We start from the raw sequence: 19468 nt of genomic DNA, 5'->3' as shown, positions 1-19468 counted from the left end.
AATTGACTGTATCACCCCAAAACAACAACTTCCCCAATACAGGTAAAAAGGGAAACTCGCTAAATTGCCTGCAAGAATTTCCAGTCACACTTCAGTTCAAACACACAGCAACCCCTATCCCCCCTTCACGCCCAAGGACACAGCAACTCCCAGTCCCCACTTCACTCCCAAACAAACCCCAACTCACACTACTCCTCAGCCCAATAAAAAAAGAGTGGCTGCCTTGCAGCCACTCTCACAAAAAGCCTTTATTACATATTCTCTACAGCCTTAGCTATATCAGTTCTCATGTACTTGTTCTCAAACTCAACCCACTCAGTTGCCTCATAAGCCTTACGTCTTGCTTCCTTAAGGCTACTGCCAAGAGCTGTTACACCAAGAACTCTACCACCGTTTGTAACGATCTTGCCTTCTTCATTAAACTTAGTTCCAGCATGGAAAAGGATGTAGTCATCCTTTCCTTCAAACTTCTCCATACCCTTGATTTCAAAGCCCTTCTTGTATGAAACTGGATAGCCATCTGATGCTAAAACTACACAAACACAAGCATCATCAACAAACTCTAAGTCAATCTTATCAAGTGTTCCATCGATACAAGCTTCAAATACATCCACAATATCATTCTTCATTCTTGGAAGAACAACCTGAGCTTCTGGATCACCAAATCTTGCATTATACTCTAATACTCTTGGTCCCTTTGGTGTAAGCATAAGACCAAAGAAGATAACTCCCTTGAATTCTCTGCCTTCCTTAGCCATAGCATCTACAGTTGCCTGATATACATACTTCTTGCAGAAGTCATCAACTTCATCTGTATAGAAAGGTGATGGACAGAAGTTACCCATACCGCCTGTATTTAAGCCTTCGTCGTTATCCTTAGCTCTCTTGTGGTCCTGAGCTGAAGCCATAATCTTAATAGTCTTACCATCAACGAAAGAAAGAACTGAAACTTCACGACCAGTCATAAATTCTTCAATGACAATTCTATCACCAGCTGAACCAAACTTCTTATCAAGCATAAGTTCATCAACACCAGCTAGAGCCTCTTCCTTAGTTTCACAGATTAAAACACCCTTACCTAAAGCCAAGCCATCAGCCTTTAGTACAATTGGGAATTCTGCCTCTTCTTCTAAGTATTTCTTAGCTGCATCTGCTGAATTAAATGTTTCATAAGCCGCTGTTGGAATGTTATATTTCTTCATTAAGTCCTTTGAAAATGCCTTGCTACCCTCAAGGATTGCTGCATTCTTTCTAGGTCCGAATACTCTAAGACCTTCCTTTTCAAATTCATCAACGATACCGCCAACTAAAGGATCATCCATTCCGATTACTGTAAGGTCAATTTCCTTTTCCTTAGCAAATGCTACTAGCTTTTCAAATTCCATTGCCTTAATATCAACGCATTCAGCAAGGCCTGCAATACCTGCATTACCAGGTGCACAATAAATCTTATCAACCTTAGCACTCTTAGATAATTTCCAACAAATTGCATGCTCTCTTCCGCCGCTACCTACAACTAAAACCTTCATAATTTTTCCTTCCCAAATTCCGATTTTGATTTAAACAAAAGATTTTACTTAAAAATAGGGGTCAAAGGCCAAAGCCTTTGGCCCCGTAAATTAACCTAAACACAGGTTAACTATTCAAAGCTATCTTATTAATTGCTGCTGGAAGTAACTTCCATTCAGCCTCTTCCATTATTCTTCTTTGTAAAGTTTCTGGAGTGTCATCTTCCTTAACCTCAACAGCCTTTTGGAAAATGATTTCTCCTGTATCCATGCCTTCATCTACAAAGTGAACTGTAGCACCTGAAACCTTAACACCCTTAGCAAGTGCTGCTTCATGAACCTTAAGTCCGTAGTAACCTACTCCACAAAATGATGGAATAAGTGATGGATGGATGTTGATGATTCTATGAGAATATTCATGAACCATCTTTTCTGGAATTCTAACTAAGAAACCAGCAAGTACTACTAAATCTGTATCAAGTTCCTTAACCTTAGCTAAAAGAGCATCATTAAAGATTTCTCTTGATTCGTAGTCCTTAGGAGAGATTACAAAAGCTGGAATATCCGCCTTCTTAGCTCTCTCAAGTGCATAAGCCCCTGCGTTATTAGAAATAACACCTACAAGCTTTGTGTTCTTAATTGTTCCATTGTTAACTGAATCTATAATAGCCTGAAGATTAGTTCCGCCACCTGAAACTAAGACTGTAACTCTTAGCATACAGTAACTCCCTTCTCTCCTGCTTCAATCTGACCGATTACATAAGCTTCTTCGCCTGCTGCCTTTAAAGCCTCTAATGTCTTACCTGCATCAGCTGGATCTACTGCAAGAACCATACCAATACCCATGTTGAATGTGTTATACATCATCTTTTCTTCGATGTCGCCATCATTCTGAAGCATCTTAAAGATTGCTGGTACTTCATAAGAATCCTTCTTAACTACAGCTCTTACACCATCGTGAAGCATTCTTGGGATATTTTCATAGAAACCGCCACCAGTAATATGAGAACAGCCCTTAATCTTAACGCCAGCATTCTTAACGCTCTTCAAAGCCTTAACATAAATCTTAGTTGGAGCAATTAATGCTTCTCCTAATGTCTTACCAAGTGAGTCATAGTATGTGTTAAGAGATTCCTCTGTAATTGTAAATACTGAACGTACAAGTGAGAAACCGTTTGAGTGAACACCGCTTGATGTAATACCAATAAGTGTGTCACCAGCCTTAATGTCCTTACCTGTAATTAAATCCTTCTCATCAACGATACCAACTGCAAAACCAGCTAAATCGTATTCATCAACTGGATAGAAACCTGGCATTTCAGCTGTTTCACCACCAATAAGTGCACATTCAGACTGAAGACATCCTTCAGCTACACCCTTAACGATTGTTGCAATCTTTTCAGGTTCATTCTTACCGCAAGCAACATAGTCAAGGAAGAATAAAGGCTCTCCACCTGCACAAGCAATATCGTTAACACACATAGCAACACAGTCAATACCTACTGTATCATGCTTATCAAGTGTGAAAGCAATCTTAAGCTTTGTACCAACACCATCTGTACCTGAAACTAATGTAGGCTTTTCCATTCCCTTGAACTTCTCTAAAGAAAATGCTCCTGAGAAACCACCAAGACCACCAAGTACCTCAGGTCTCATTGTCTTAGCAACGTGCTCCTTCATAAGCTCTACTGCCTTGTAACCTGCCTCAATATCAACACCAGACTTTTTGTAATCCATTTTCATACCTCATTCTTTATAAATAATTTTTTATTTGCCTAAGCTTTAAGCAAATGTGTCTATCATTCACACAAATCTCTTTGTGTAAATTACCTTTTAAATTGCCAACTGTAATCTACCCTAAATTACTTATTATAAATCACTTATCGTAAATTACTTTGTGTAATTCTTATATCCTACTTCCTGTAGTTTAGCGTCTTTAGCCTGAACGCCTTCCTTCATCTCTTTAGTATAATCTTTTAACTTTGATAATAATTGTGAATCAGATGTAGCTAAGATCTTAGCAGCGAGAATACCTGCATTAGCACCACCATTAATTGCAACAGTTGCAACTGGAATGCCTGAAGGCATCTGTACGATTGAATATAGCGAATCTCTTCCGCCGAGGGAAGTTGTATGCATTGGGATACCAATAACTGGCATAGGGAAAATAGCCGCGCACATACCCGGTAAATGAGCTGCCATACCTGCTCCTGCAATAATTACTTTAAATCCTTTCTCCTCTGCAGTCTTTGCGTAATCAAAAAATACGTCAGGTTCTCTGTGGGCTGAGATAATTGTCATCTCATATGAAATGCCGAACTTCTCAAGGATGTCTGCTGCCTTAGCCATAACAGGCATATCAGAATCACTACCCATGACAATTCCAACTAATGCCATAGTCTTCGTTCCTCCTAATTTTTATAAAATTTATCGTCTAAATGACAAAATATGGTGTTTTGTGATTTTGTTAATAATTCTTGCGGATTATCAAAACCTCAAAACACCATAATATTTTACTTGCTTTTACAATGACCGTCAAGGTAAAACCCGGGGCATTATCTGATTATTTGCAATCAATTTCAATCAAAGTCAAGATAACTAAGGAAAGCTTATCATAAACCTAGTTCCAAACTCTTCTCTTGAAAGGACATCAATCCTGCCCTCATGGGCATCCACTATCCACTTTGCTATAGAAAGACCAAGTCCTGTGCCGCCAGTTTCCGAATTTCTAACCCCATCGGTTCTATAAAATCTCTCAAAGATATGTCCTACTTCACTAGCCTTCATGCCGATTCCCTCATCCTGGATTAAGAAACCCTTAAAGGCCGTTTCTGCATTTTCATAATAGGAAAGCCTAATAGTTGAGCCTTCCCCTGAGTACTTAGCCGCATTAGATAAGAAGATTCTAGCCGCCTGCTTTAGCATGCCATAATCTCCATTATATTTATGAAAATGTATCTCATAAAGCCTATCTCTTGCTTCATCACTAAGGCCATCAGCCCTTGCTATCACTTCCTCTATAGCCTCACAGTTATCTAATTTGTACTGATGCTTTTCATCAATCATAAGAGACTCTTCCCAAAGCTCATGTAACATTTCCTCAAAAAAGAAATCCCGCCTGTTTAGGCTATTTCTGCCACTATCACCTCTTGCAAGGAAGAGAAGCTGCTCAATAAGTTCCTTCATGTGGTCTGACTCATTTTTTAGAGCCTCCACCGCTTCATTTAATATCTCTGGGTCGTCTTTGCCCCATCTATCAAGCATATTTACATAGCCCTGAATTACTGCGATTGGGGTTCTAAGCTCATGAGAGGCATCCGATACAAATCGCACCTGACTTTTCTTTGCTTCCTGAATCTTAGTAATCAAACTATTTAAGGCTATCTCTAGGCTCTCAAGATCTTTGTCGCCTGTTTTTATAGATGTAACCGACTCATCTGCCTGCATTAGCACCTTTTCTAGATGTTCAAGACTATCGGCATTCGTTCCATTTGCCAAAGCCTCTGCCTTAATAGCCAACTCGTTAAAGGGCCTAAGGGACTTTCTAATTCTTCTTGTATTAAGAGTCATCTGTAAAATGTAAATAAGCTCCGCTACTAGACAAACACATGCCATCAAACGAAATGGATTATAAAAATCCCTAATGTAATATCTGTATTCTTTAGTTCCTCTATCATCGTTAAAAGTTACATTTACATATAAATAAGCGCTGTTATAGAAGTTTCCGCTATCATCCCTATTAATCCTAATGGCATTAACTTCCTGCTCATAGTTTGTCACCTTGTTAACCACATCGTAGACATTTAGCCCTGAGGCCTCTAGGCCGGTGTAGATAAATACAAAAAAACTAACTACAAGTATAGCGATATCCATGATAATTAGATGTTTTACTGATTGTAGCCATATTTTCCAATTTATCTTTCTTGCAATAGATGTGGTCTTTTTATTCTTCTTGTTTTCCATATTCTATTCCTTTATTGCGTAACCCACACCACGAATGGTCTGGATTAGCTTTATCTGGTATTTGTCATCAATTTTAGTTCTTAAGTAACGGATATAGACATCAATTATGTTAGTTTCCCCCATATAGTCGTATCCGCAGACTTTGTTTAGAAGCTGCTCGCGGTTTAGGACGATATTTTTATTCTCCATTAGAGTCTTTAATAGTTCAAACTCCCTATTAGTAAGCTCCACTACATCCCCTTTTACCCTAACCTCGTGTCTTGGCACGCTTAAATCTACTCCTTTTATTGAAAATGTAACATCTAGCTTTTCTTTTGTATGTCCCGTATTTGTCACATTTTCTGAAAAGCTATTGTGCTTAAGGCTTACACGAATTCTTGCTAGCAGCTCTTCAATAGCAAAGGGCTTTGTTATGTAGTCATCGGCTCCTGCATCAAGGCCTGAAACCTTGTCCATTACTGCATCTCTAGCAGTTAACATAATCACAGGAGTTTTAATATTGTTAGCTCTTATGCGGCGCAAAACCTCAAGGCCATTAAGGCCTGGCAACATAATGTCTAGCAAAATTAAATCGAAATTGCCTGTAAGTGCCTTCTCAAGCCCTTCTCTGCCATCCGTTGAGGAATCCACCTCATAGCCTTCATGTTTTAATTCTAGCTCCACAAATCGAGCGATCTTTACTTCATCTTCTATAATTAGCAACTTACTCATAATCAAAACCCTTTTCTAATCTGTTTATTACTTATTTATCAATTATCAATTACTTATTAATTACTTGTTGATATTCTTCTTAAAATCATCCACGCCATCAGCCATTTTGTCGCATACATCATTTATGTCTACTTTTTCAGAATTTAACCCAACAAAACTATATCTACACTCAAAGAATAAGCCAATAATTAGAACTGGAACGAAAAACCAGAAGCCTAAAATTATTAATACCAAGAAGAAAAATAGTGGAATCTTTGCAAGCTCTGCCCCGCGTCTTTTAACTAAGAGGCAAATCTTAAAGCTCTTATCTACCATTTTCTTAGTCCATTTAAAGAAGCTTGATAATATGTCACTAAATTTTTCTTCCTTGACTGACTTCTCGTAATCTGCTTGTGCCTTAGCAAATTTCTCATCTGTTTCATTACCACCTGGAAAGCTTGTATAACTTGCTGTGTAACTATTCTTAATCTTGCCCTCCTTTTCAAGCAAGCAAATGGCATCTAGAATGTCGTCGTTGCACTGATCAAGGGCATTTTTAGCATCCTCATAACTAACCCCTGTCTTTTCAATTATCTTTTCAACTTTCTCTAACTTATCCATAATGATATCTCCTTTATTCTATAATTAATTTTAATATTCCCTAGAAGTTATGTCTATAATTTTCTTTAATTAGTTAAAGAGTGTGCACTACTCTTTAGCTTGTGGAATTTCATATCCTTAACTTGATTATAGAATACAAGAATTAAATTAAAGTCAAATGTAACTAAGATTAAAATAAGATTAAGAAATGCAGTAAGCATTTCCTAATCTTATCTTTAATCTAAATATTCTTTTTTGCATTAGTTACTTCTATAACACTTTAATAGCTCTTACACCACATCTAAAAATGTTTTGTGATTTGGTGCTGGGAACTGGCTTGAAACAAGCTTATAATCCTCGTCAGATAGTACAATATCCCTCATTTTAGCATTTGCCAAAACATGACTTGCATTTCCTGAACGTGGAATTGCAGATACATTATCAATATGCATTACAAATGCAAGAAGGAGCTGCATTACGCTAATATCATATTTTTTAGCCACTTCCTGTAGTGTAGCATTTGACATTAACTGTCTTCTTAGGCTACCACCCTGGGCTAGTGGACAATATGCCATTACTCCAATGCCCTCTTCTTTCATATAAGGCAATAGGTCATATTCTATACCTCTAGAACCTAGATGATATAAAACCTGATTTACAACACAGTTACGGCCATTAGGAACCTCAAGTAACTCTTCCATATCAGCTGTATCAAAATTAGATACACCCCAACGAAGGATTTTACCCTTTTCTACCATTTCCTCCATTCTATCTACTGTTTCATCAAGAGGAAATGATCCGCGCCAATGGTATAAATAACAATCAAGATGATCTGTTCCTAAACGCTTAAGGGTTGCATCAAGGCTTTTTTCAAGCTTTCTTCCACCTGCATTAGATGGTAGGACTTTAGAAACTAAATATAAATCATCTCTATTAAAATCCTTAATTGCATCACCTACTAATTGTTCTGATAAACCATTACCATACATTTCTGCTGTATCAATAAGTTTAATACCTTCTTTAATACCTGTAATTATGGCATTTTTCTCCTCTTCATAAGTTGATGGTGTCTCCCCTAAATACCAAGTACCAAGACCTAGTTTAGGAAATGTTGAGCCATCCTTTAATTTTAAATCTTCATATTTCATTGTCCATACCTCCTATTTATATTGTATCATTATTTTATGTAATAGGTGCTGGGTTAAAGATGCATAGGTCATTGTGGAAGCCCCAAACATCGCTATAAGGCTTCTTAATTCCACTTGCTACATCAATAATCATATTAAAGATTTCGCAACCAACTTCTGCAATTGTCTTTTCACCTGTTGCCACATCACCGGCTGAAATGTCAATTAAGTCAATCCACTTTTTCTTCATTTCATTACGGGAACATACCTTAATTACAGGAGAAATCTCAAGTCCATAAGGTGTGCCTCGTCCTGTCATAAATACCTGTAAGCCAATTCCTGATGCAAGCTGTGATGGTCCACAAACGATATCACTTGCTGGTGTACATGCACAGATTAAACCCTTCTTAGTTGGCTTTTGAGCAGGTCCAATAACCTCAACGATTGGTGATGTACCTGATTTAGCAATACTTCCCATAGCCTTTTCTACAATATTAGATAGGCCACCAGCCTTATTACCTGGTGTTGGGTTAGCATCTCTATCTACCTTTCCTGTTTCAAGGTAATTATCATACCAAGAAACTTCCTTAGCTAATTTATCTCTAGCTTCCTTGTCTACACATCTTGCAGCTAGCATATGTACGCCATCTCTAAACTCTGTAATTTCAGAAAACATTACAGTTGCGCCACCCTTAACTAGCATATCTGCAGCATATCCTGCACTTGGATTAGCTGTTACACCAGAAAATGCATCAGAACCGCCACACTGCATACCAACAAGTAGGTCTGATAGTGGTAATTCTTCACGCTTTCTTTTATTTAAGCGTTCAAGTTTAGTTTTAGCCATATCAAAAATTGCCTTCATCATAGGCTCGTAACCATCGTAGTCTTGAAGCACTAATACATTTTCAGGAGTATTCTCCTCAGGAGTTAATACTTTATCAAATGTTAATTTCTCACAGCCAAGTCCAACAACCATTATTTCACCACCAAAATTAGGATGATGAATTAAGTTTCTTACAGCTCTAATAGGTAAAAATGCATCTTTAGCATTAATTGCCACACCGCAGCCGTATGGATGTGTAACTGCTACAATATCATCTACATTTGGATAATTAGGAAGTAATTCCTGCTTTAGTTTCTGAACTGCAACCTTTAAAACACCTGCTGTACACTGTACTGTTGTGTTAATACCAAGTATATTTTTAGTTCCTGCAGGGCCTGTCTTATTTTTATATCCAAGCCATGTCTTTCTTATAGGATCTGGCAAATCCTCTTTTTTCTTTAAATTAGTTCCCCATTCCATGTCCTCTACACTAGGTCTTTCAGGTAATTCAAGGGAATACTCATTTATCCACGAACCAGCTTTAGTATCTTCTTTTACTCTACCTAGTTCTACTCCATAGCGATAAACACTTTCACCCTTTTTTAAATCAACTAAGGCAATTTTATGGGCCTGTGGAATATCACATTGTGTCACAACGCCATCCATAATTTCAGTGCCGGCAGTTAAATCCTTAAGGGCAATAGCTACGTTATCTTTATGGTTAATTTTAACGTATAGCTTTTGTTTTTCCATGTAGTTCCTCCAATCCTTTATTTTTTGCTCATTTATAATTTTAGTTTTCTAAAATCTTAAAAACCATAGGCATATAAAACAAATATCCTCTCTTCTTTTGAAAAAAATCTACAATTTTGCAAATTATGAAATCCCAAGTGAAATGTTTTGCAAAGAAAAAAGACCCACCAATTTTCTTGATGAGCCTTAAATTTACTATCTATTTACTTCCTCTAATATCTCTTTCTTAATTTTCTTTATGATAATTAGCATTTACTTTCTCATATACTAAAACTGCTACAGCAGCCATAGTTGCTAAAATGCTAATTATGAATAAAAGATTCATTCTTGTAGCATTTGAATCACCTACCTGAGATGTATCTGCTGCCACTTCATAAGTTGCCTTTGTTTTGGCACTAGCAACTTGATTCTCTTCCACATAGACATCTACTTCCTCAGCTGCAACCTCCATAGCCACTTCACCTTCAGCCTCAACACCTGCAGTTTCATCTTTTAAAATGTCATCCTCATTTGCAGCAACTTCCCCCTCAGGATTGGTTTGCTCTGACTGTGTGGTATCTTGATTTGTCGCTGCTTCTGGCTCTGACTGTGTCTGTGCTTCTGACTTCTTAAAAGTAACCTTCACTTTATTGCTTTCTTCATTCTTGCTAACTTTACCTGTGCCTAATAATTCTACAGTTCCCTCTTCGTCTACATTTTCAAAAGCTTTAGAATACTTTACGAGCTCGCTTGCCTTATCCATGTATGGAATGTCCGCATCTAGATAGCTTGAAGCCTTTACTATATAGCTTGCCTCACTCTCCCCTTCAAGGAAATAATCCACCTCGTAGGGATACTTGTATCTATACAAAACCGTTACGATATTATTATCAATGTTTGGGCCTGTAACACCGTAAGTTAAATAATTGGGATAAACATCAGTGTTGCCGATAATTATAACATCCACGTCCTCCCCGATAGTCTTAGACAAATCGCGGTGCTTATCGCAATTGATTGTGTCTGCATTAAAGACCTTGCCCACCTTTACATTAGGAATATTTTCTGTTCCCTTGTAATAGATGTAATCAAAGTGAATATCTTTTTCATTGCTAATCTTATCCCTGTAGTAAGCCACTTTCATACTATTAACGGGATTTATGGAAAATGTTTTATCACTCTTTTGTGTCTTACTTTTCCCGCTTTCTTTATAGTTATATTTATATGAGACCTTAAGCGTCTTGTAAAGGTTGGTCTCCCCGGCCTTCATCTTTTCCTTATCAATAGGTGTTATAGTAAATGTGATCTTTAGATTATCAAACGCATCAATGTCTCTAATGCTTATTTTCTCATCCTTCTTTGAATAGCCATAAGTGTTTAAAAGCTTTAGCTCTTCATTAGAGTATTCTGTTCCATTAATAGTCATCTTTATAGAATCCCCATCTATATTAGAATAAGTAAACATATCTGCATCAATGTAAGCTTGAAAATCATTAATGGATATTTTCTGACTTGCCTTATTGCTTTTCTTATTTAGATTAATCTGGATTTGATAAATCATCTCTTCTTCATTTATCAATTCAATGTCGTAGCTTGAATCAATGTATTTCTCTGCCTTCTTTGCTGCTAATACATCTTCTTTTGATAGCTGTAAATCAATAGCTAATACAGTTGTAAGCATCAAAATAAAAGAGCAGATAGTTAATGCCACTCTTTTTAATCTGCTTCCCCTAAATAATAATTTCATATAAAATTCTCCCCTCATTAATAATATTGTTATATTACTTTCACTCATATTAATTTATATATTATTACTAATTTAATTGATATTCAACTAGTATTAAAAAATATTAGCAAATCAAGACTCGCTCGCGAGTCTTGCGCGCCGGATTCGGGTCTGCTTCAAATGTAGCAAACACTCCGTGTTTGCTACTTAGCGTCAGCCTAATTTTGCGAAGCAAAATTCTAATGGCTGATGTTCCTACTGCAGACAAATTCCTGTCCGAATCCGTGCGCATCCTCGCGGAGCGTTTAACGCAGTCGGAGCTTGTACTCCGACTGCGTTAAAAAAGCCCTTGCCACATAAAGTGGCAAGGGCCTAATTTATAATTTAGTTCTCTAGAAAGTTCTAATTAGTTTTCTTCCTTTGAAGACTTCTTGAAACTTACTACTGCTACACAACCTGCTAAAAGCATAAGTGCGATTGAGTAAATTACATTTGCATTAGAATCTGATGTTCCTGTGATTTCGCCTGAAACACTATCTTCATCAGCTGCTACTTCTGCAATTGGTGCTACTACAGTATCTGCAACTGGCGCTACTACTGTATCTTCGTCTGCTGCAACCTCAGGTACTACAAGCTTCTTATAGTTAACCTTGATTGTTACATCTCCTGATAATGTATCTGACCCAGGATATTCAACAGTAGCTAACTCATAGCCTTCTACTGCAGCTGGTGTTAATTCATTAATTGTTGTAGCAAAGTACTGTTCTGTTGTTGTTGTCATGCTATCATCGATTTCATCATCGAAGTAGTATTCAGTAGTGATTGTATACTTTTCAAGCTGATATACAATCTTAATTGTATTATCTTCTAATCCAAGCTTATCACCCTCTGGACCTGTAACAAGAACTTCTGACTTATAACCTGCTTCTAAATAAGCACCAAGGTCAATAGTAAGCTTATCTGTTTCTCCTGTTGTGGCAAATCTTGTTGCACCATCTGACTGAATGTACTCAATTGGTGTTTCAAATTTTGCTGTTGACTTTACTGGCTCTCCAATCATTTCTTCTGTGATTGTATCAGTATCTTCGTTATATACCTGCTTGTAGTATTCAATAGTATAATCTACATCTGACTTAGTCTTGTAAACTACATTGATTACATTGTTAGCTTCATTTGCTGTAATTGTAAAGTTACCTGTTTCAATTACACCTGCTTCGTAACCATCTGGCTTAAACATTGTTAAATCAACATCTTCAGATTTAATTACTGTGTCATATAAAGCTTCATGTGAAGCTGGATCAGTATCTAATTTATTATCTTCTGAAACTGAATCCTTGTAGTAATTAACTGTGTAGCCGAATGTATCTCTATCGTATACTACCTTAATTACATTCTCTCCTGCTTTGACTGTTGTATTTCCTTCTACAATAACGCCTTCCTTATAACCTTCTGTTGGCTTTTTAGCATTAACGTCTACGTCAATTGTTGACTCAAATACTGCGCTTCCTGTTACTGTTCCAAGTTCTACTTCTTCATCAGAAGCTGACTTTTTGTAGTAGTTAATTGTGTATGGGAATGAATCCTTTTCGTATACTACATATACAATATTATTGTCTCTATCTGATGTAACTGTTGTTGCACTATTAGACTGAATTACGCCTGATTTATAACCTTCACCCTTATGAAGATCTACATCAAAATCAATTGTTGTTTCAAATACTGCTTCTTCATTTACATATTTATCAATATAATTCGAATCATCTACTGAATCATGATAATATCTTACTTCGTATCCAATCTTTGCCTTTGTTGAGTAAAGGACATTGATAACATTCTTATCAGCATCAGATGTGATTTTTAAATCAGTTGACTGTACTGCACCATCTTCGTAACCATCTGGCTTATATAATGTAACATCAACATCTTCTGCCTTAATTACTGTTTCAAATTCTACTGCATCCTTAGGATCTGATCCTAAATAGTGATCTTTATCATCTAATAAGTCATCCTTATAATATTTAATTGTATATGGGAATGAATCCTTTGTATATACCACATTTACAACTGTCTCGTAATCTTCTAATGTAACAACTGTTGAACTTGAGCTATCAACAGCAGCTGGTGTCACATAACCATCTGGCTTATGCATTGACATCTGCTCAGCTGTTAATGTTACATTTGAACCTACTGGTAAATCAATAGTTTCAGTGTTAATTGGTGTAGCATCCTTACTATATGAATTCTCATAGTAATTAACTGTTACTTTTGACATTTCTTTCTTATAATAATTAAATGTTACTTCCTGTTCTGAATTATCAGCAGTTAAAACTACTGAGACCTTATCTGTATCTGTATAATTATGACCATTGTAATCAATGCTCTTTAATACATAATTATCAGATGTAAAATCATCTGCCTTAACAACATATGTTTTAGCATATGTTAATAAGCTATATTCGCTTGATCTTGAATTATCACCTGATACATACTCAGAAGCTTTTTTTGTAGTAATTACATTGCCATTTTCATCAACTACATTGAAGTTAAGCTTAATAGATCTCTTAGAAACATTTACTGTTGCTTCTGGGAAACCATCATTAATTGTTGCACCATTCTTATTAGTATAACTAATTGATGATGTCTTACTAATAGAATAATCTGTGTTCTTATCTAAAGTAGCTAACTTATCATTCTTAACTTCTACTCTATAAGTTAAAGTAGCAGGCTTTGAAGATACTGTATCTACTGACCAAGTAAGTGTGTTTGTTGCTTCGTCATAAATTACAGGATTTCCATTAGAATCTGTTAAGTTACTTGCATTTACTAAGTTGAAGTTATCAGAAACAACTTCTGTTACTGTAGCGTTAGTTATTTCTTTCTTGCTACCTGCAAGAGCTACAAATGTATTTGTAATTTCAGATGTATCATTTGCTTTAATTTCTTTTGTAACATTATCTCCTAAAGCCTTAACTGCTTCATTATTAGAGTCTGTACTGCCAATACTGTATAATAAATATCCAGATTTTGTAATCTGTGAAGATTCATATTCCATTGCTTTTATTAAAACATTTTTAATGAATATATCTTTATTATACATTACTCCACTAGATGTTTTATTATAGTTACTATCGAGTGGTCTATATGCTTCTAATTCTGATGTATCACCTTTACCTACTCTTTTCTCATAATTCATTGCTGTTATCTCATAATCTTGGTCAGCTTCTATAAATCGAGAAAAACCTCGAGAAAAATATGAATGCTTTTTCTCTATAAATTTCTTATTCTTATAATATTTATCTAAATTGATTTTAATACTAGCAATTTCATAACCATAAGTTGGCTTTCTATCAGAAAAAAGAACAATTGCTTTGTTATCTGCAGCTGATTGATCTAATATCTCTTTAGCTTCATGAACTCCTGCCTGCATAAATTTGCCTTTGATATTTTTAAATTGAATATTATCAATTGCAGCATTCAACTCATTTAAATTCTCACACTTCACAGTAGGTTCTAATTCTTTACTATCACTATAAGTAACTACATCAACTACTGTATATTCATTTGTCAAAAGACTTTCTGCTGCTGTTTTTGCAGCCTGTTTAATAGATTTTATATATTCTTTAGCGTTCTTTGTAACATCAATAACAAAAACCACTTCAGTTTCTGTGATGTCTGGTTCTTCCCCCGTAAGTGACAATGTCACATCCCAAGTATTCTCCTTACCATCGACTAACTTTGCTGTCTTATTAAGAGTTACGTCTTTCTCATTAGTTGTTGCTTCATCTGCTAATACGACTGTTCCTGCTGCGCCGAGGGCAGTTGAAAGAACTAAAATCATTGATAGAATGAAGCTTAAAATTCTCTTACTCTTATGTTTCTTAGTAATACCTATCATATATCCTCCTAAATATGATTTGTTGCTTTTATCAATAAAGTATATTAAATTCTTGTCTCCCTATGACCTATATCGTGAAAATATAAACCATATCCCTCATCTAGCTTCACCTTACCGACTAGACAATATAATACGTTTTATTTACATTTTCCTATACCCTCTTATGGTGGGTATATCTAGTAAAATGTTGCTAACATTGTATTATTATGGATACAATTTGTAAAAAATAGACATCTTTAGAACTATGTGTATAGGATTATGGTACTAGTTGGTAAATTTTATTCAAAAATAGTTTTATTCTGTTTAAATATGAACTTTTTTGTATTCTTTTTTGCACAAAAACGACATAAAAAAGACCCCACCAACGTCTTGTTGGCAGGGCCCCTTTTTTGAGGATATATATAAGTGTGGGTACACTATATCCAATTAGTAACATAATTAATTTCTTAATTATGTTTTGTCAAATGTATTTCTACATCTAACTCTTATCTTAAAAAGGCTGATTATTAATCTTCCTTCTTAAAATACTTGTTACCTGTTATTGCTAGGCAACCAGCTGATAACATAATTGCTATGAAGTAAATAATCATGTTGTTTGTGTCACCTGTCTGAGTTATGTCAGCTGCAACTTCTTCAACGATTTCTTCATCTGCTGCAATTTCTGGTTCTAATTCTGGTGTTGGAGGTAATACTTCATCTTCATCTGCTGCAATTTCTGGTTCTACAATCTTCTTGTAGTATACCTTGATTGTTACATCATCTGTTAATGTGTCTGAATCTGGATATTCGATTCTATCTACCTCGTAGCCTGCAATTTCTTCTGGTGTTACTTCATCAATTGTTGTGTCATAATACTGATCTGTTGTTGTTGTCTTGCTATCATCGATTTCATCATCGAAGTAGTACTCAGTAGTGATTGTGTACTTTTCAATCTGATATACAATCTTAATTGTATTGTCTTCTAATCCAAGCTTATCACCCTCTGGACCTGTAACAAGAACTTCTGTCTTATAACCTGTTTCTAAGTAAACACCGATATCTACTGTTAACTTATCTGTTTCTCCTGTTGTAGCAAATCTTGTTGTACCATTTGATTGAATGTACTCAATTGGTGTTTCAAATTTTGCTGTGCCTGTAATTGGATCTACAATCATTTCTTCTTTGATTGTATCAGTACCTTCTACATAAACCTGCTTGTAGTATTCGATAGTGTAATCTACATCTGACTTTGTACTATAAACTACATTGATTACATTTTCTTCTACATTAGCTGTAATTGTTAAGTCTCCTGATACAACTATACCATCCTCATAACCGTCTGGTTTAAATGATGTTACATTAACACCTGCTGCATTAATTACTGTTCCAAATTCTTCAGGGTCATGTTCTTCAGTTCCTAATAGGTTATTACCCTCTTCATCAATTTCATCCTTATAGTATTTTACTGTGTAAGGATATGAACCTTTCTTATAAAGAATAATTACCTTGTTATTATCTCTTACTTCAGTAACTTCTGTTGCACTACCAGGCTGAACCTCACCATCTAGATATCCTGCTTCTGGCTTATATGCATTTAAAGCATCTGATACATCAATAGCATCTCCAAAGCTAGCATCTACTGAAACAGTTTGTATAGGATCACCTGATACTTCATCTACATAGTAGAGAATATCGTATCCGATTACTTCTCTTAAATATAATACCTTAATTACATTAGCTGTAGCATCTGTTGTAATTACGAGTGGTAAATTATTAGTTGTACCATCTTGATAACCCGCAACAGGTTCTGGCTTCTTATCATTTAAATCCTCACTTGTTAATTCACTTATTGTTGAGCCAAATTCTGCGCTTCTTGTTGTACTTTCACCTAAATAATGATCTTCATCATCTTTTATTTCATCCACATAATACTTAATTACATAATCAAATGAATCTTTTGTATATAATACCTTAATTACATTATTAGCTTCATTAGATGTAATTGTTAATGTAGCTGTTTTTATTACACCATCTTTATATCCTTCTGGCTTCTTAGCATTTAAATCCTCACTTGTTAATCCACTTATTGTAGAGCCAAATTCTGCGCTTCTTGTATCACTTACACCTAAATAGTTAGGGCTTTCTTCATCCTCAACTATTTCATCCACATAATACTTAATTACATAATCAAATGAATCTTTTGTATATAATACCTTGAATACATTTTCATCCTTATTAGCTGAAATTGTAATTGTATCATCTCCAACTACTGTACCAGCCTTATAACCATCAGGTTGTTTTGCATTAATTTCATCAGCTGTTATTGTTACTGTTGTTTCAAATGTAGCTGAATTGTCTTCATCTTTTTCAAATGGCTCACCATCTGTACTATCTTTATAGTACTCAATGATATATCCTACATCAGCTTTTGTGCTGTAAACAACATACACAATATTTTCTTCTGATTTAGATGAAACTTCTGTTGCTCCTGAAACTGAACCTGGCTCTGCGTATCCTTCTGGTAAATAATTATTTATTTGTTTGTCCGTAAGTTCAATATCTGTTCCTACAGTCTGATTTTCTAATACTAGATCAGCTCCAATCTTATTATTTTCATTAATAGAGTCTTTATAATACTTAATTGTAACATCTGCCTGTGTCTTCTTCTTATACTTAATTACTACTTTATTAGTAGCTTTTTTAATTGTAGGTGTAACACTTACAGTTTTATCTGTTGTTGTTACTCCATTTACATCAATTCCTACTAAATCATATCTATCATTTTCATCCTCATATATTTCTTCTGCTGTTATTGTTCTTTCAACATTAACAGCTGCTTCTGTCTTTTCATCTACATAATTTCCATATACATCAATATACTTATCACTAAATGTCTGTACAACTGCGCCGTTATCATCTACCTCTACCATTCTTACATTAAGAGATGGCTTTGTGATTTGTACTTTAGGGATATCAAAATCCTGTGTTGCTGCTTCGCCTTGATTATTAATGTATGTTATGTATGTTCTCTTATTTGTATCATATTCTTCATCTTCAGACATTGTATTAAATAATTCAGGATCAACAGTTACCTTATAAGTAAGTGTTGCAGTTACTCCTTCTACAATTGTTCCAGCATTCCAAGAAATTGTGTCAGTTGCTTCATCATAACTAATAGTACCCTGTGATGGAGTTACATCACTAGTATTAGTTGCATCCCCCACAATATTAAATTCAGTCCCCATAGGATCCGTTACTACTGCATTCTCAGCTGCATTTCTAATTAAACCTACAACATCAACAAATACATTTTTAATGCTTTCAGGATCATCCTGAGCATTATATGCATATCCAGCACCTGAAGAAATGTTTTCTAATACCTCTGGCATATTATCAAATCCTACCCCAATACCATAAATAGGTATACCAGAATTTTTAATTAGATTTGCCTCATAATACGCTGCTTTTGTACAGCAATCATGAATTTCTGCATAATTAATTGTGTATCCATTATATGTATTCTGGCCTTCTGGAATTGCTCTATATAATGTATAATTACTAGATTCATTTGACATATTATATGGATCAAAACCGATTGAATAATTATAGTCTAAAGAAGTAACTTCATAATCATAAACATTAGTTAAATATGTTATTTCAACCTTTTCACTTGAACCTGGCTCAATTACTCTTTTCTTTGTTTTTAAATAAAATCCATTATGATAATACTTGCTTAAATCAACACTAATAGTATTAATAGAATAACTGCGTGTTGGGTCACCATCTGTCATTAACATAATATACTTATTATCAGCGTCTGATTTTTCTAGTCTTTTTCTTGCCTCATATAAGCCCGCATTAATATTAGTTCCAGCACTAGTTGATAAATTGCTAATAACGTTCTTTAAAGCTTCTTTATCATTTTCTTCACCATTTTCTTCATATACTCCAAGATATTCTGCGCTGTAATTATAAGTAACAAGAGAAACTTTAGTTGAAGAATTAGTAAGTAATACATCTGCTGCAGCTTTAGCTGCTTCCTTTACATTAGCAAGTCGATCACCATCCATACTATTTGATGTATCAATTACCATAACTACTTCTGTTGTAGATTCAGCATTCTTACCTAAAGCTGTTAAGGTAATTTGCCAAGTATTCTCTTCACCTTCAACAGGCTCTGCTTTCTTTGACAATTTTAATTCTGAACTTGTTGTTTCGTTTGTCCCTCCGGAAACATCATCGGCCAGTGCTACAGTTCCTACAGCCCCAAAAACTGTAGTAAGAACTAAAATAGCCGTTAGTATAAAACTCAATATTCTCTTGCCCTTTGATTTCTTTACTAATTTAATCATACATGTACCCTCCTTAATATGATTTTCTAGTCGACTTAAAACCTTCCTTTTCTTGTACTACAAAGTCACTGGA

12 protein-coding genes are annotated in these 19468 nt (G+C 35.2%); all 12 read right to left on the bottom strand.

The genetic code is table 11. The features are described 5' to 3' along the window. Positions 1 to 251: 251 nt before the first annotated feature. The 12 genes from purD to BLQ66_RS02770 all read right to left on the bottom strand — a co-directional run bounded on the left by purD (position 252) and on the right by BLQ66_RS02770 (position 19395). Positions 252 to 1529: a phosphoribosylamine--glycine ligase gene (gene purD, locus BLQ66_RS02825; RefSeq protein WP_074520826.1), complete on the bottom strand. Its 1278-nt coding sequence runs from the start codon at positions 1527 to 1529 to the stop codon at positions 252 to 254. A 106-nt stretch (positions 1530 to 1635) separates the two neighbouring features. After that, complete coding sequence (gene purN, locus BLQ66_RS02820; protein WP_074520825.1) at positions 1636 to 2226, bottom strand: phosphoribosylglycinamide formyltransferase; 591 nt, start codon at positions 2224 to 2226, stop codon at positions 1636 to 1638. After that, complete coding sequence (gene purM, locus BLQ66_RS02815; RefSeq protein ID WP_074520824.1) at positions 2220 to 3245, bottom strand: phosphoribosylformylglycinamidine cyclo-ligase; 1026 nt, start codon at positions 3243 to 3245, stop codon at positions 2220 to 2222. The genes purN and purM overlap by 7 nt, the downstream gene beginning before the upstream one ends. 153 nt (positions 3246 to 3398) lie before the next feature. Further along, positions 3399 to 3905: a 5-(carboxyamino)imidazole ribonucleotide mutase gene (gene purE, locus BLQ66_RS02810; RefSeq protein WP_027430331.1), complete on the bottom strand. Its 507-nt coding sequence runs from the start codon at positions 3903 to 3905 to the stop codon at positions 3399 to 3401. A 201-nt stretch (positions 3906 to 4106) separates the two neighbouring features. After that, positions 4107 to 5471, bottom strand: coding sequence for a sensor histidine kinase (locus BLQ66_RS02805; protein ID WP_074520823.1), 1365 nt, complete (start codon positions 5469 to 5471; stop codon positions 4107 to 4109). A gap of 3 nt (positions 5472 to 5474) precedes the next feature. Then, positions 5475 to 6182: a response regulator transcription factor gene (locus BLQ66_RS02800; protein WP_074520822.1), complete on the bottom strand. Its 708-nt coding sequence runs from the start codon at positions 6180 to 6182 to the stop codon at positions 5475 to 5477. Between the two features lie 60 nt (positions 6183 to 6242). Then, positions 6243 to 6782: a UBA domain-containing protein gene (locus BLQ66_RS02795; protein WP_074520821.1), complete on the bottom strand. Its 540-nt coding sequence runs from the start codon at positions 6780 to 6782 to the stop codon at positions 6243 to 6245. Between the two features lie 269 nt (positions 6783 to 7051). Continuing rightward, positions 7052 to 7909 (bottom strand): aldo/keto reductase, encoded by an 858-nt coding sequence (locus BLQ66_RS02790; RefSeq protein ID WP_074520820.1) that lies wholly within the window; start codon positions 7907 to 7909, stop codon positions 7052 to 7054. 34 nt (positions 7910 to 7943) lie between these two features. Next, a complete protein-coding gene (locus tag BLQ66_RS02785; protein WP_074520819.1) occupies positions 7944 to 9467 on the bottom strand; it encodes a UxaA family hydrolase in 1524 nt (507 codons plus the stop codon). A gap of 226 nt (positions 9468 to 9693) precedes the next feature. Further along, the gene (locus tag BLQ66_RS02780; protein WP_074520818.1) at positions 9694 to 11190 is read right to left on the bottom strand and encodes a hypothetical protein; all 1497 of its coding nucleotides are present in this window, start codon (positions 11188 to 11190) and stop codon (positions 9694 to 9696) included. 385 nt (positions 11191 to 11575) lie between these two features. Then, positions 11576 to 15064, bottom strand: coding sequence for a vWA domain-containing protein (locus BLQ66_RS02775; RefSeq protein ID WP_074520817.1), 3489 nt, complete (start codon positions 15062 to 15064; stop codon positions 11576 to 11578). Between the two features lie 506 nt (positions 15065 to 15570). Further along, the gene (locus BLQ66_RS02770; RefSeq protein ID WP_074520816.1) at positions 15571 to 19395 is read right to left on the bottom strand and encodes a VWA domain-containing protein; all 3825 of its coding nucleotides are present in this window, start codon (positions 19393 to 19395) and stop codon (positions 15571 to 15573) included. Positions 19396 to 19468 lie beyond the last annotated feature (73 nt).

The sequence above is a fragment of the Lachnospira pectinoschiza genome, from assembly GCF_900103815.1.
GTDB lineage: Bacteria > Bacillota > Clostridia > Lachnospirales > Lachnospiraceae > Lachnospira > Lachnospira pectinoschiza_B.
This window is presented reverse-complemented; position numbering and strand designations above follow the sequence as displayed.

Excerpts from the sequence above, each read along its gene's own strand:
- purD (WP_074520826.1), bottom strand. The coding sequence starts at position 1,529 with ATGAAGGTTTTAGTTGTAGGTAGCGGCGGAAGAGAGCATGCAATTTGT.
- purN (WP_074520825.1), bottom strand. The coding sequence starts at position 2,226 with ATGCTAAGAGTTACAGTCTTAGTTTCAGGTGGCGGAACTAATCTTCAG.
- purM (WP_074520824.1), bottom strand. The coding sequence starts at position 3,245 with ATGGATTACAAAAAGTCTGGTGTTGATATTGAGGCAGGTTACAAGGCA.
- purE (WP_027430331.1), bottom strand. The coding sequence starts at position 3,905 with ATGGCATTAGTTGGAATTGTCATGGGTAGTGATTCTGATATGCCTGTT.
- BLQ66_RS02805 (WP_074520823.1), bottom strand. The coding sequence starts at position 5,471 with ATGGAAAACAAGAAGAATAAAAAGACCACATCTATTGCAAGAAAGATA.
- BLQ66_RS02800 (WP_074520822.1), bottom strand. The coding sequence starts at position 6,182 with ATGAGTAAGTTGCTAATTATAGAAGATGAAGTAAAGATCGCTCGATTT.
- BLQ66_RS02795 (WP_074520821.1), bottom strand. The coding sequence starts at position 6,782 with ATGGATAAGTTAGAGAAAGTTGAAAAGATAATTGAAAAGACAGGGGTT.
- BLQ66_RS02790 (WP_074520820.1), bottom strand. The coding sequence starts at position 7,909 with ATGAAATATGAAGATTTAAAATTAAAGGATGGCTCAACATTTCCTAAA.
- BLQ66_RS02785 (WP_074520819.1), bottom strand. The coding sequence starts at position 9,467 with ATGGAAAAACAAAAGCTATACGTTAAAATTAACCATAAAGATAACGTA.
- BLQ66_RS02780 (WP_074520818.1), bottom strand. The coding sequence starts at position 11,190 with ATGAAATTATTATTTAGGGGAAGCAGATTAAAAAGAGTGGCATTAACT.
- BLQ66_RS02775 (WP_074520817.1), bottom strand. The coding sequence starts at position 15,064 with ATGATAGGTATTACTAAGAAACATAAGAGTAAGAGAATTTTAAGCTTC.
- BLQ66_RS02770 (WP_074520816.1), bottom strand. The coding sequence starts at position 19,395 with ATGATTAAATTAGTAAAGAAATCAAAGGGCAAGAGAATATTGAGTTTT.